Here is a 13,824-nt window from a genome sequence, read left to right as displayed (position 1 = left end):
TTCTCCCATAAGTGCTATGAAAATAGAAATAGGCCTTATATAGAATATATGAAGCATGTTGTCAAAAAATGCACAAAAAGATATAAATATAGAAAACATTTTGAAAAGATGAAATTCGGCTGATGGCCACAAAGTATTGGAGGATTTTGACAAATTTGAAAATACAAATTCGTGCACTTTGCTTAAAATAAAAGAGATAGGTAAGATTCGATTGACAATTTGTTACAATTGATATATTTTTAAAACAGAACTTATTTCGGAGACCGAAAAAAGAAGGAAGGCGTTGTACAAATATGAAAAAAAGCGGTTTACAGGACATGAAACGGGAAAATTTGCGATTGATCATGAATGTAATTTTAGAAAAGGAAACGGTTTCCCGTACAGAATTATCCGAGATCATAGGGCTTTCGCCGAGTACGGTTTCATCTCTGACATCGGAATTAATAGAAAAAGGCTGGATCGTGGAAAATGGTGTAGCCACATCCACAGGCGGCAGAAAAAGAATTGAATTATCGGTCAATAACAGCAAAGGATATATCGCAATTTTGGAAATCGGCTGGAGAAGAGCCGTTTTACATTTTTTAGATCTGGCGCTGGAAAAAAAACATAGCGTTCTGATATCCGATTATTACATTACCGGCAATGAACTGCTTGAAAAGGTCGCCCTTTGCATAAGGGAGGATGCGGAGAATTTTTGCAATGGGAAACTGGCAGGAATCGGGCTTTTGTTCCAGGAAGATATGAGTCCAAGTGATTTTAATGTTATGTATTCCACCTCATTATCTTCGGCCAGCATATCATTCTGTGAGGCGGTGAAAACCCAGTTTAAAGTGCCTGTCATGGAAGAATATTCTCAGGTTTATTCCTTCCGGCAAATCATGAAAAAAGAAGAGAGTCCGAACAGTGCACACATTGAGATTGGGAAAAAAATCTTTGTTTCCATAACCTCCAATGGAACGTTTCTTGATATGACGGAGGGAAAGAAAGCGGATATGACCCCCTTCGTCGAACATGCCGGTAAAAAAATGACCGCAGACAAACTTTCTGAAGGAATTGTTAATATACTGCAGATGATCTGCATGATGTTTCCCATCGAAAACGTATATCTGTCAGGCAGGGTGGATGAGGGAGACCGTCTGGCGGAATGTGTAAGCGGACAGTTAAAGAAAAGTCATTTATTAAAGCACGCTGTTGAAGTCAAGGCAATAAAGCCTGTGATTAACCATATGGAAACAGATTTAGGTAAGAGAGTACTGAAAAAAGTAATTTGTGAAATGTAACCGTCCGGACGGCCGCCGGATGCCCGCATTTCAGAAAGGAGAAGTCAATGGATTTTAAAGAATTGGTAAATGAAAACAAATTTACCCTGGTGGTCAGCCTGCCGGAAAATAATCTGGAGCTAGCCAGGGCTGCATTGGAAGGAGGGGCTCAGGCAATTAAAGTTCATGCAAATGTATGGCATCGTGCAAGCGGCCATACATTCGGAACTTATGAGGAGAACCGGCTGTTCCTGAAAGATTTGATTGCACTATGCAAAGATGTGCCGGTCGGACTTGTGCCCGGAGGAGAAGATGCATTTATTACAAGGGAAGAAAGGTTGGAAGTGGAACAAATGGGGCTTCGGTTCTTTTCTTCCTACATTCACCATCTGCCGTGTCATATGATGGAGAGCCGGGTGTTGACAAAAATGGCTGCCATTGATGATACATATGATCAGAATACACTGGAAGCAGTCCGGCAGTCCGGCATAGATATCCTGGAATGCAGCATTCAGCCGGGAGCACGCTACGGGGCACCCCTCAATTACGCCGATATTTTACGGTATTCCCATATATCTGCTAAAGCAGGGAAGCCGACTTTGATCCCTACCCAGAAGAAGATATGCCCGGAGGAAGTAAAGCATCTTTATGAAGCCGGCTGCAAAGCGGTCATGATCGGAGCCATTGTTATGGGAAAGGAACCGTCTGCAGAACAGGTAAAAGAAGTAACCGGTCAGTTCCGGAATGCGGTAGATAGATTATAAACACCATCTAATTGAAAAATGGAGGATTTCGTATGTTACAGGGAACATGTATCATCATTGCTTTTCTTGTTATTGCAGCATTTATGATGGCAAAAAAACTGCCTACTTTGTTGGCTCTGCCTTTTCTGGCTGTTGTCATCTGCGTGATTGCAGGAGTTCCGGCAGTGGGAGTTAATGGGGAAGGGGCTCAGATTGGCTGGCTTTCCACTGTTTTAGAAGCCGGTACTGTCAGAATGGGATCTGCGATTATGGCAGTTATCTTCGGTGCATGGCTGGGACAGCTGATGAATAAGACTGGAGTGACCGAAAATATCATCAAAAAAAGTGCAGAGCTGGGCGGTGACAGGCCGTTAATTGTTACCTTGATCATGGTAACGGCAGTTGCACTTTTGTTCACTACTTTAAATGGATTGGGTTCTGTTATTATGGTGGGAACCATTGTTCTGCCCATATTGATTTCCGTGGGTGTACCGGCTATCAGCGCTGCCAGCATCTTTTTGATGGCATTTGCAGTGGGACTCAGTTTTAATATTGCAAACTGGACATCATTTTCCAGCATATTCGGATTGGAAATTGAGAAAATTAAGGGGTTTGAAGTCTATATGCTGGCGGTAACGCTGATCGCGACTATAATCCTGATTTTTGTGGAGTTCAAAAAGAATGGAGTAAAATTTGCTTTTTCCGCTCCTGTTTCAGATCAGATCCAGACAAAGCAGTTAAGAGGAACAGCCGGTGGGCTTGCTATGGTCACACCACTTGTTCCCATCATTCTGGTAGCGTTTTTAAAGGTGCCTGTTGTTCCTTCTTTTTTGGCAGGCATATTCTGGATTCTGCTGTTTACATCCAAAAGCTTTTCCAAAGCAATGAATCTTCTTGTAAAAACCTGTTATGACGGAATTACAGATGCAGCGCCTGCAATCATCTTGATGGTGGGCATTGGAATCTTATATCTTGCAGTGACTCACGCCATGGTAAAGGAAGTGCTGAACCCATTTTTACTTGCCGTGATCCCAACTTCAAAAGTCGGATACATAATCTTTTTCTCCATTCTGGCACCATTATCCTTATACAGAGGTCCTATGAATCTGTTTGGACTCGGTTCCGGAATTGCAGCTTTGGTGATCGGTCTTGGGACACTGAATCCGCAGGCTGTTATGGGAGCTTTTCTTTCCGCAGAAAGGATTCAGGGCTGTGGGGACCCCACCAATACACAAAACGTCTGGACAGCCAATTTTGCCGAGGTGGATGTTAATACGATTACCAAAAAACTATTGCCCTATCTTTGGACGATTTCCGTGATCGGTGTGATAATCTCGGCATTCATATACTTTTAAGCAATCGACAGGAGAATTGAATTTATGAAAGTACGCATCGGGATTGATGTGGGCGGCACCTTTACGGATGCCGCTGCCATTGATAATGAAACTTTTGAATTAATAGGAGTGGTAAAAACTCCTACTACCCACAATTCCAGGCAGGGAGTGGCAGAAGGAATTGTTCAGGCGCTGCAGCGCATTATGGAGGATTGTCATATTAATCCGGATGACGTTGTTTTTATCGCTCACGGTACGACTCAGGCTACCAATGCACTTCTGGAAGGAGATGTGGCTCCGGTTGGTATTGTAACGCTGGGAAGCGGTTTGCAAGGGGCAAAAAGCAGGTCGGATACCAACATCAGCAATATAGAACTGGCAGCCGGTAAATTTTTGGAAAGTCAGAACGAATACGTGGACACTTCGGATAAGGGCAGTCTGGGAAGCAGGATCGTGGACGCCATCCGCTCCTTAAGGGAACGAGGCACATCCAGCATTGTGGCTGCAGAGGCTTTCAGTGTGGATGATCCGTATCATGAGAATCTGGCACTGGAAAAATGCAAGGAGATGAATATCCCGGGTACGGCTACCAATGAAATATCAAAATTATACGGCCTGAAAATAAGAACCAGGACGGCCGTGGTAAATGCCAGCATTATGCCTAAGATGCTTGAGGCTGCAACCATGACGGAAACGAGCATCATAGAGGCTGGAATCAAAAACCCTCTGATGGTTATGCGCTGTGATGGCGGCGTTATGACAGTAGACGAGGTAAGAAACCGGCCGATTATGACAATACTCTCGGGACCGGCAGCCGGTGTTGCCGGCGCTCTGATGTATGAAAAGCTGACGGATGGTCTATTTTTTGAAGTCGGCGGTACTTCCACGGATATATCCTGCGTAAAGGATGGCAAGGTTATGATCCAATATGCAGAAGTAGGAGGACATAAAACCTATTTAAGCAGTCTTGATGTCAGAACCGTGGGCATTGGCGGGGGAAGCATGGTACAGATAAAGGATGGCAAGGCCGTTAACATGGGGCCGCGAAGTGCTCATATTGCCGGTCTGGATTATGAAGTTTATACTGATGCCGACCTTATTAAAAATCCAAGGCTTATGACGGTCAGACCCGTACCTTCTGATCCGGAATATGCGGTTATTGAATGTGACAATGGAGTACGGGTGACCCTCACCATGGCGGGAGCTGCTAATATAGCTGGTTACGTCAGGCCGGAAGACTATTCCTATGGGAATGTGGAAGCAGCAAGGAAAGCCTGGAAGCCGTTGGCAGATCAAATGGGCTGTACCGTGGAAGAAGCGGCAGAAAAGGCCATGGCATTCGCAGCAGCCAAAAATGCAAAGGTTGCAGAACAGCTTATTAAAGACTATAAAATGCGTCCGGACCAGACCGTGTTTGTGGGAGGCGGAGGCGGAGCAGCCAGTGTGGTTCCCCATCTTGCAAAGACCATGAAGCATAAATACCGGATCGCAGGCAATGCAGCGGTAATTTCCACCATTGGTGTCGCTCTTGCCATGGTACGGGATATGGTGGAGCGGACGGTGTCAAGTCCTTCCCAGGAAGATATATTAAGCATTCGCAGGGAAGTAGAACAGAAAGCAATCCAGAGCGGCGCTGCGCCGGGGACCATTGAGGTCCATGTAGAAGTGGATACGCAAAAAAATCTATTAAGGGCAATTGCTGTAGGTGCCACGGAAATGAGAAGTAAGGTCCTGGGCAATACAAAACTGACGGTTGATGAGCTCCTTAAGATTTGTGCCGAAAATATGGATGGGAATCCGGGAGAATTATCTATAACCGCTCAAAACGGAGTGATGTATGCCGTGCAGTCCCAGAGACTGGAAAAGAAATTTCTGGGATTGTTGAAAAAGAAAACAACGCCCCTGCGTCTGATTGATGAAGAAGGCGTGATCCGCCTTCAGAAAAGCAATGCTCTGGTTTCAGAAGTGAAGATTGCGGACTGGGAAACAAAAATCGAATGGTATTTGGAAGAACTGACGGTGTTTAATGATGGCGGTGCCAATCTGCCCAATATTTATCTGGTATCAGGGAAACGAGTCATTGATTTATCCGGACTCCAGAGCAAAGCGCAAATTTGTGCACTGGGAAATGCAGAACTGACAGGTTTTGGCAATGATGAAAAAATCCTGATCATTGCAACCGGCCGGACAGAAGGATAAAAGCAGATAAGGTGGTGATTGGATTTTGAATACAGGTTCCATGCCGTTTCCGGGGAAGGAATTGGCACAGGATGAATTAAGCCGTGACAGCTGTTATCATAAAATCCGGTCTGAGGACAGAAAAAGGATCACAGACCGTGCGTGGCAAAAGGGAGAAGCCGCAGCAGAAATGATTTTTGTGCGTTACAATGGAGAAAAAGACTTTTTTAGAATTGTAACAGAAAGCGGCTTAACCTGTGAGAAAGTTGATGCCGATTATGTTGTGGGAAACCAGAGATATTTCAGTGATTATCTGACCGGACAGAAGAGGATCCATCTTTACTTGAAATCCATTTCACTTTGGGCAATAGAAAACAAAATGGAGATGGCGGAAGCCATGAATCTGATTTTAAGCCATGAATATTATCATTTTCTTGAATGGAGTGAACTGGGATTTACGAGTAAAGAATATCTGGTGCCAATGCTAAGGATTGGTAGTCTGAAAATCGGAAGGACCGGAATCCGGGCGTTATCGGAAATCGGGGCTCATGCCTTTGCCTGCCGCTATGATCAGCTGATAAAGGAGGAGAGAAATGAAACAGAACTTAACCTATGATGTGGTCATTATTGGAGGAGGGCCTGCCGGTACAGTAGCTGCAATCGCCAGTGCCAGATCCGGAGCCAGGACTCTCTTGGTAGAGCAGAACGGATATCTGGGCGGTATGCTTACAATGGCAGGAACGGGTCCCCAGATGACATTCCATGCAGGAAGTACGCAAGTCGTGCAGGGGATTGCTGAGGAAATTGTGGCGCGTATGGTAAGAGAAGGCTTTTCTCCAGGCCATATGGAGGATTTTGTGGGGTATGCCAGTTCCGTGACCCCGTTTGATGCAGAAGGTATGAAACTAATTCTTGAGACCATGGTGAAGGAGGCCGGAGCTGACCTGCTCTATCATACCGTCTATACAGGCTGTGAATGGGAGGACCGAAAGATCCAAAAGGTACGCCTGTATGCAAAACAGGGCTTCTTTGACGTATCCGCCTCCGTGTTCATAGATGCATCAGCAGATGCAGACCTGGCCACCCATGCAGGAATCGGAAGTGTTTACGGCAGGGAGGAGGATCATCTGGCTCAGCCAATGACAATGAATGTCAAGGTATGCAATGTGGACCGGGATAAGATGATGGAATACATAAAGAAGAACTCTGATGATATGCTTGAGACCATTCCATTCGAACGTCTGCAGCTGATTCCAAGAAGCGGTATGCAGGGGGCGTATTCTGTTATCAGTAAGGCAAAGGAAAAAGGGGAATTCCCAATTGACAGAGATATGGTGCTTTGCTTTGAAACCAACAATCCTGGAGAATATATCCTTAACATGTCCCGGATCATTAAAAAAAGCGCTTTGGATTCTTTTGATTTAACGGAAGCGGAGATAGAGGGCAGAAAGCAGGCACATGCCATAGTTGCTTTTATGAGAAAATATATTCCTGGATTTGAAAATGCAGTTATCGTTACCACAGGGCCGCATATCGGCGTCCGGGAAAGCCGCAAGATAAACGGTGCTTATCTGTTGACCGCATCTGACTTATTACAGAACAAAATGTTTGAAGATGCCATTGCCATGGGCGGATATCCCATCGATATCCATTCCCCTGATGGAGGAACAATGGAGCATCATTATTTAAAGAAAGGCAGCTGGTACTCCATTCCATACCGTTGTTTGTATACAAATGAACTGGATAACCTTCTGGTCGTCGGGCGATGCATCAGTGCGACTCATGAAGCCTGTGCAGCGGTCCGCGTAACGCCCATACTGATGGCAATCAGTGAAGGGGCCGGTACTGCGGCAGCGATTGCGGCAAAACAGGGAATTGGTGTTGCCGCAATCGACGTAGCACAGCTTCAGAATCTTTTAAAGGATCATGGCGCTTTTCTTGAGCCGTATGAATGAGCGGATTTTAAGATCCGGAAAAGCATACCATGATTATCTCCGGTACAGGTACACGGGTCTGCCGCTTTCCATCTTTCTTTGAGGCTCACCCTGGATCAGCGGTATGGCATATTCCAGAAATTCTGGGGAGATATCCGTGCCATTGCCGCAGATCCACTGGACGGGGAACAGCTTTTCCTGATTGCATACTTCGTTGACATCAACGGTGATGCATTCCATGGAATAAGGGGAATTTCCTTTGCGGTGAAAGGCAACCATTCTTCCGGTAATACCTTTTAACGCGGCCTTTACTCCTTCTGAACCCGCCTGCACGGATTCCTCTATGTCAGTTGCAGAAGCAAGCATGCCGCTGCAGCGCTGGTTAACATTCAGTTCAATGGAACGGACCTTTACACCAAAACGTTCACGTACAAAATTCTCCAGCATTTTACCGCTTCCGGTCAGCATTTTATGACCGAAGGTGTCCAAACGGACTTCATCTGCGTATTCGCAGATAAATTTGCCCTGGGAATCAGAGAGTCCTTCTGAGATGCAGATAATAACGGAATTGTGATTGTTAAGGGCCGCTTTTACATCCGATGCGAACCGTTCAAATTCAAAATCCGTTTCAGGAAGATAGATAAGCAAGGGATTATCGCCATCAAATTTTCTGGCCAACGCACTGGCAGCAGTAAGCCAGCCTGCATGACGGCCCATAAGTTCTATGATGGTGACGGACTTTTGCTGGTAAACAGAAGAGTCCAGAACGATTTCACGGACAGTATCAGCCACATATTTGGCAGCACTGCCGTAGCCGGGAGTATGATCCGTTAAAATCAAGTCGTTGTCAATGGTTTTGGGAATTCCAATGAAACGGATAGGGCTTCCATGATGGGCGGCGTAGCGGGAAAGCTTACTTACCGTATCCATGGAATCATTACCGCCAATATAGAAGAAATATCCGATATCCATAGCTCGGAATTTCTCAAAAAGAGCCGGATAAAAGGGAGAAGACAGATCATCAGGAAGTTTATAGCGGCAGGAACCTAAATAAGCAGCTGGTGTTAATTTTAAAAGCTCCAGCTCTTCTTCAGTCAGGTCACCTGTTAAATCCATATAATTGCCGGACATGAAGCCTTCTATGCCATTGAGCATTCCGTAAACCCTTCCGATTTCGGCCTGGGCCATTCCTTCTTTGATGACGCCATAAAGGCTTGCGTTGATCACAGCGGTGGGTCCGCCGGATTGTCCTACGATTGCATTTTTCTTCATGTAATAATATCCTCCAAGTTTGCATATGCCATGGGCACCTTCCCTATTCTATAATAGAAAGAGTTTCTTTGCAACTGGGAAATATTTGCCCCATAAAAGGGAGGAGCCGGTGAAATGTGACTTTCACCGGCCAGTTATGAAAAAAAGTTTTAATTTTAACAAGTTTGGAGTTCCTCTTGTTACTATTTTTATTATATAAGACAGATATGAAAAAAGTTTGTAGAAGTTGTAAATAAATTTTGTACGTCTTGTGAAAAAACTGTGAATGAATGGTATAAGGGCTGCTTTTTCATGTCTAACCTTATATAATCACTTTTTTTGCCGATATCCAAAATAGCAATGAAAAGTAACAAGAAAAGGGGATATCTTATGTATATTGGAAAATTGAACGGGCAGATGCCTTCCCAAAGTATCAATGCCATCAACCGTTCCGCCGCTAACCAGACAGAGGTCTTGTTTGGAAAAAAGAAAGACGATGAGAACCGGGATATCACCGTCATTTCTCCTGCTGGCAAAAACCAGAGTATGCTAGAGCTGCTGATGAAGCAGAAGGAATTCTTACAGGAACAGAAAAAGTCCCTTATGGACTCATCTCAAGAAAACGGAACTGATGTAAAAGCACAGCTGGAAGAATACGAAAAGCGGCTAAAGGAAATCGACGATCAGATTTCTCAACTTCAGGCAAGGCAGGCAGAAGAAACGGAGGATGAGGATTCTGATGGCAGGATCTACGATAAGCCAAAGACAAAGGAAGAAGCCCAGGCAGACCAGCTAAACGGCATATCCGCTCTTTCTGCCAACCAAGAGCAGGCGGAGACAATCCACCAGGAGAAAAAGCATCTGGATGGAACCATCCGGGTTCTGGAGGCTGAAATATCCAGAGGCAACGGCAATATTGAAGCCAAATCTAAAAAGGTGACAGAGCTTAAGGGCCGGTCTCTGGAGCTCGACGATAACACTAGTCAGAAGTTGGAGAGTGTTCACAAATCCATTGAAGAGATAAGGAACGAATCTAGTGAGGCTGTAATCGATGATGACGAAGACATGAATGCCGACGAAAAAAAGATCAAGATGTGCAATAAATAGTACAATCGATAACACCTTCTGCAATCCATTTTCGTTAATTGCAGGAGGTGTACTAAGTTATAACCTGTGTAGCGACATATTATTATTTTATTTACCAGTATAATGCAACAAACACTATAAAATTTTGATTTTTTCTATTTCCATTCTAAATTCAAATGTCCATGTTGTGTAAACTCTATCTTTTAATCTTTTATGAAATACCCCACATGACGAAAATGCCAAGTTAGGATTTTTTCTTCAATAGAAATTTCCTGTATGAGTTTTCAATATCTATACAAGGAATAGGGATTTACCTATAATCCTATTATTTGCTTTTAATGAAAATTGTTATCTCTGCTGCTACAATAATTAATCATATTATTATAATTACAGACTTCTTAAGATTTAAAATTTTTACTGTCAAATTTTTACAAATAGTTTACTTGTTTTTACAAATACCTAAACTTCATTGACTTGAAAATGCTCCAGACTATATACTTTAACTAAATTTATAATAACCTATACATTTATAAGGAGGTCAAGATCTATGAGAAAAAAGTATTTAGCGGTTACAACTTTATCTGTAGCATTAGCCATTGGAAGTGCTATGTCATCATTTGCTGCAGGATTTGTGAGCACCCCGCAGGGGGTAAAGTACCAATGGGGATCTGGAGATTACTGTACGAACAACTGGGTCAACTACAAAAATCATTGGTTCTTCTTTGGTGATGACCAGCTTATGCGTACCGGGTGGATTCAAAGGGATAACACATGGTATTACACAGCTGACACCGGTGAACTTCAGGGCGGGATTATGAAAATTAATGACAATATCTACTACTTTGATTCCAATACCTTGAAATTGATAACAGGTCCCTACACCTACAATGGTGTCACACATAACTTTACTGAAAATGGAACCACTGACAGTGGCCCATACGTCTACACAGAATGGAACAGTGATGGCACCATCAGGCGTGGCACAAAATTTGGCGTCCGTTAAATCTGAACATTTTGAAAGGGCTAATTTTAACCGCCATACAGCTCCTATCATAAGTGGGGTACCACTTTTGATATTTGCCGTAACGGAGGCCAAGAAGTACACCTTTGATTTAGCTGTAATAATATTATTTATTTAATAAGAAAAAGTAGGTGAGTTTTTATGAAGTACATTAAGAGGTTGGTGGCCTGGGCTTCTGTAATAACAGTACTCTGGATTAGTCTCCCACTTGAATCCCTGGCTGCTTCATCGAAAACTATATCATCAGTGACTATTTATGTAGGACTGGAGGATTTGGAAGAAGGAAAGACGTTACCATCAGAAGTTTCCTTTAAAACAACGGAGAAATCAGGAAATTATGTCTGCAGCAATAATAACAGGTATGAAGTTACGGATTTAAATTGGATAACTTCTGATAATAAGGAAATGATGATTGGTTCAAAGCCGAAGATGAAAGTAACCTTACGGGCTATAGATTCTGATGAATATGCGTTTAAAGGAGGATATAATTCTGGTAATGTGTCCATAAAGGGAGGGGACTATGTAACATCCAGCCGTTCCAGGGCAGATACCTTATATGTGACATTTACGTTTAATCCTTTAAAAGGAACCTATAATTCACCAGAAAGTGCTTACTGGGGGGATTCAGGAATCGGAGATGCCGAATGGAGCGAAGGAGAATACAGTTCCGGAGCATATGATGTCTATTTATATCGCGGAAATACAATCATAAAAAAGGTTGAGTGTTTGAAAAAAACTTCTTATGATTTTTATCCTTACATGACAAAAGCAGGCAGTTATATTTTTAAAGTCAGAACTGTTCCAGGTACGGAAACAGAAAATAAATATGGAAAGAAAAGTGAATGGACAGAATCTGATGAAGCATATCTTACGGAAGAAAACGTGTCTGATGGAAGTGGCCAGGAAGGTTCCTGGAATTCAAATTCGGAAGTTGGGTGGATTAGGGATGGGACTACCTGGTATTATAAGTACCCTGATGGTACGTATCAAAAATCCTGGGCAAATATAAATAACAAATGGTATTTGTTTAACAGCAGTGGAATGATGGTTGTTGGATGGAAGCAAAGCAACGATCACTGGTATTATTTTAATAGTAATGGAGCCATGGTGACAGGCTGGATTGTTTCCGGTAATAACTGGTATTATTTAAACCCTTCATTAGATATAGGAGTGGAGGGAGCTATGCATACTGGCTGGAGACAGATAAATGGAAACTGGTATTATTTCAATACCAATGGTTCCATGGCAACTGGCTGGGTAATGTCCAATAATAGGTGGTACTACCTAAATCCTTCGGCGGCTACTGGTGTAGAAGGAGCCATGGTGACAGGCTGGATTGTTTCCGGTAATAACTGGTATTATTTGAATCCTTCATTAGATATAGGAGTGGAGGGCGCCATGCATACTGGCTGGAGACAGATAAATGGAAACTGGTATTATTTCAATACCAATGGTTCTATGGCAACTGGCTGGGTAATGTCCAATAATAGGTGGTACTACCTAAATCCTTCGGCGGCTACTGGTGTAGAAGGAGCCATGGTGACAGGCTGGATTGTTTCCGGTAATAACTGGTATTATTTGAATTCTTCATTAGATATAGGAGTGGAGGGCGCCATGCATACTGGCTGGAGACAGATAAATGGAAACTGGTATTATTTCTATACCAATGGTTCTATGGCAACTGGCTGGATCCACTATAATAATAAGTGGTATTATACAGATTCTTCCGGAGCCATGCAATCAGGCTGGAAACAGATAAATAAAAACTGGTATTATTTTAATAGCGATGGGGCTATGGCAGTCAACACAATTATCAACGGATTCTTTATCGATGAAAATGGTACATGGTACAAGTGATTAAAAACTGGAATGATAGTTTTTGCAATTTATAAGTGTTTACTTTACAAAAAAAGAGGTAGAGATATAGATGTCTTTACCTCTAATACTTTATCCATGGACGAGCATTCCGCATTCTTCACAATATAACCAAGTAGACTTATTACGAACTTTATTAGGTGTTTTAATCCTTTTAGCGTTGGCATTATCATACCCACATACAGGACATATAAATTTGGTTTCGCCATACCAGCCTATTTTTTCTAGAGCATTTAATCCGGTTTCAATAAAAATAAAACATTCATCATTTTTTAATTGTTTTTCCATTGCAATTACTCCTTAGTGTCTTTTCGTAAAATCAGTATAACATAATCAGAAATAAAAATCAAACATATGTTCGAAAAACCTGTTGAAGCGGGGCGCACAAAAATAAAGAAGTAACTTCTAGTTTCAATGAGTAACTTACATCCATGTCGAAGTTAGTGCTATACTTGTTTTCATAGAACCATCTGGTCTGAAAGGATGGCAATATGAGTGAGAGGAAACATGATGGAAAACATCTTGCCTTGCCCCTTAGAATTCTATTGAAAAGGGATTCTTGACGGAAAATCATTTGTTGAAATACGATTAACTGGAAAATCATCATATACAATCTCTAAAGAGGTGTTCCTTCCTGACTGGCAGGACCGGGGGTAATATGGTACAAATGAATTGTATTATCTCTCGCCGGGTATGCTAAGTGAAAATATTAATAGAGGCTTATCCAAATGCCTGAGAAAGGAAGATAGGATGATAAAGATAATGATAAAAGCAGCAACCACGCTTGCTAAGGTATCTGTACTGTATGTATTTGCAATGGCAGTATTTATGACATTGGGATTTACCATATCGAGGCCGGTATTTGACTCTAAAAGTGATGTATACGGTATTGATGACAGTTATAAAAACGAAGCCTAGAGTGTTTCCAAGTGATCTGCCGTTTGTGCCCGGATTCGAAGGGTACCAGAGTACTTAGGGGGAAAAAGCCCAAGCAACGAAAAGGTAGGTTACTCAGGCTTAGACACGAGATGGGTCACAATTATAATTGCCATAAAATTAAATAATATTCGTAAAACAATCACAGGACATGTCAAAGCTTTATATCTTAGTAATATAAGATTAATGCAACTTACGACATAATTC

General features: G+C 42.6%; 12 protein-coding genes. 10 read left to right on the top strand and 2 right to left on the bottom strand.

Annotation, left to right across the window (positions count from 1 at the left end):
• The first annotated feature begins 293 nt into the window (after positions 1 to 293).
• The 6 genes from BMX69_RS09205 to BMX69_RS09180 are packed head-to-tail and all read left to right on the top strand — an operon-like array spanning position 294 to position 7,469.
• A complete protein-coding gene (locus tag BMX69_RS09205) occupies positions 294 to 1,280 on the top strand; it encodes a winged helix-turn-helix transcriptional regulator (protein WP_100042185.1) in 987 nt (328 codons plus the stop codon).
• Positions 1,281 to 1,327: 47 nt separating this feature from the next.
• Entirely contained in the window at positions 1,328 to 2,023 is a 696-nt protein-coding gene (locus BMX69_RS09200; RefSeq protein WP_054790931.1) for a hypothetical protein, read from the top strand.
• A 32-nt stretch (positions 2,024 to 2,055) separates the two neighbouring features.
• Positions 2,056 to 3,357 (top strand): C4-dicarboxylate ABC transporter, encoded by a 1,302-nt coding sequence (locus BMX69_RS09195; protein ID WP_100042184.1) that lies wholly within the window; start codon positions 2,056 to 2,058, stop codon positions 3,355 to 3,357.
• A gap of 24 nt (positions 3,358 to 3,381) precedes the next feature.
• Positions 3,382 to 5,535 (top strand): hydantoinase/oxoprolinase family protein, encoded by a 2,154-nt coding sequence (locus BMX69_RS09190; protein ID WP_100042183.1) that lies wholly within the window; start codon positions 3,382 to 3,384, stop codon positions 5,533 to 5,535.
• Between the two features lie 25 nt (positions 5,536 to 5,560).
• A complete protein-coding gene (locus BMX69_RS09185) occupies positions 5,561 to 6,130 on the top strand; it encodes a hypothetical protein (protein ID WP_100042182.1) in 570 nt (189 codons plus the stop codon).
• Entirely contained in the window at positions 6,108 to 7,469 is a 1,362-nt protein-coding gene (locus BMX69_RS09180; RefSeq protein ID WP_054790932.1) for an FAD-dependent oxidoreductase, read from the top strand. Before BMX69_RS09185 ends, BMX69_RS09180 begins: the two co-directional genes overlap by 23 nt.
• A 33-nt stretch (positions 7,470 to 7,502) precedes the next feature.
• Here BMX69_RS09180 and BMX69_RS09175 read toward each other — a convergent pair whose 3' ends face one another.
• On the bottom strand, positions 7,503 to 8,720 hold the full coding sequence (locus BMX69_RS09175; protein WP_054790933.1) for a 6-phosphofructokinase: 1,218 nt from the start codon (positions 8,718 to 8,720) through the stop codon (positions 7,503 to 7,505).
• 369 nt (positions 8,721 to 9,089) lie between these two features.
• Here BMX69_RS09175 and BMX69_RS09170 point away from each other — a divergent pair, with 369 nt between their 5' ends.
• The 3 genes from BMX69_RS09170 to BMX69_RS09160 all read left to right on the top strand — a co-directional run bounded on the left by BMX69_RS09170 (position 9,090) and on the right by BMX69_RS09160 (position 12,663).
• The gene (locus tag BMX69_RS09170; protein ID WP_100042181.1) at positions 9,090 to 9,806 is read left to right on the top strand and encodes a hypothetical protein; all 717 of its coding nucleotides are present in this window, start codon (positions 9,090 to 9,092) and stop codon (positions 9,804 to 9,806) included.
• 526 nt (positions 9,807 to 10,332) lie between these two features.
• The gene (locus BMX69_RS09165) at positions 10,333 to 10,788 is read left to right on the top strand and encodes a hypothetical protein (RefSeq protein ID WP_100042180.1); all 456 of its coding nucleotides are present in this window, start codon (positions 10,333 to 10,335) and stop codon (positions 10,786 to 10,788) included.
• Positions 10,789 to 10,947: 159 nt separating this feature from the next.
• A complete protein-coding gene (locus tag BMX69_RS09160) occupies positions 10,948 to 12,663 on the top strand; it encodes an N-acetylmuramoyl-L-alanine amidase family protein (RefSeq protein ID WP_115639889.1) in 1,716 nt (571 codons plus the stop codon).
• Between the two features lie 90 nt (positions 12,664 to 12,753).
• Here the strand turns inward: BMX69_RS09160 and BMX69_RS09150 are convergent, their stop codons facing one another.
• Complete coding sequence (locus BMX69_RS09150; protein WP_054790938.1) at positions 12,754 to 12,969, bottom strand: hypothetical protein; 216 nt, start codon at positions 12,967 to 12,969, stop codon at positions 12,754 to 12,756.
• Positions 12,970 to 13,431: 462 nt separating this feature from the next.
• Between BMX69_RS09150 and BMX69_RS24080 the strand changes: the two genes are divergently transcribed.
• Positions 13,432 to 13,599: a hypothetical protein gene (locus BMX69_RS24080; protein WP_157724402.1), complete on the top strand. Its 168-nt coding sequence runs from the start codon at positions 13,432 to 13,434 to the stop codon at positions 13,597 to 13,599.
• Positions 13,600 to 13,824: the final 225 nt, after the last annotated feature.

The sequence above is a fragment of the Lacrimispora sphenoides JCM 1415 genome (assembly GCF_900105615.1).
Lineage (GTDB): Bacteria > Bacillota > Clostridia > Lachnospirales > Lachnospiraceae > Lacrimispora > Lacrimispora sphenoides.
The sequence above is the reverse complement of the archived record's forward strand: the minus strand, read 5'-3'. Positions and strand labels throughout refer to the sequence as shown.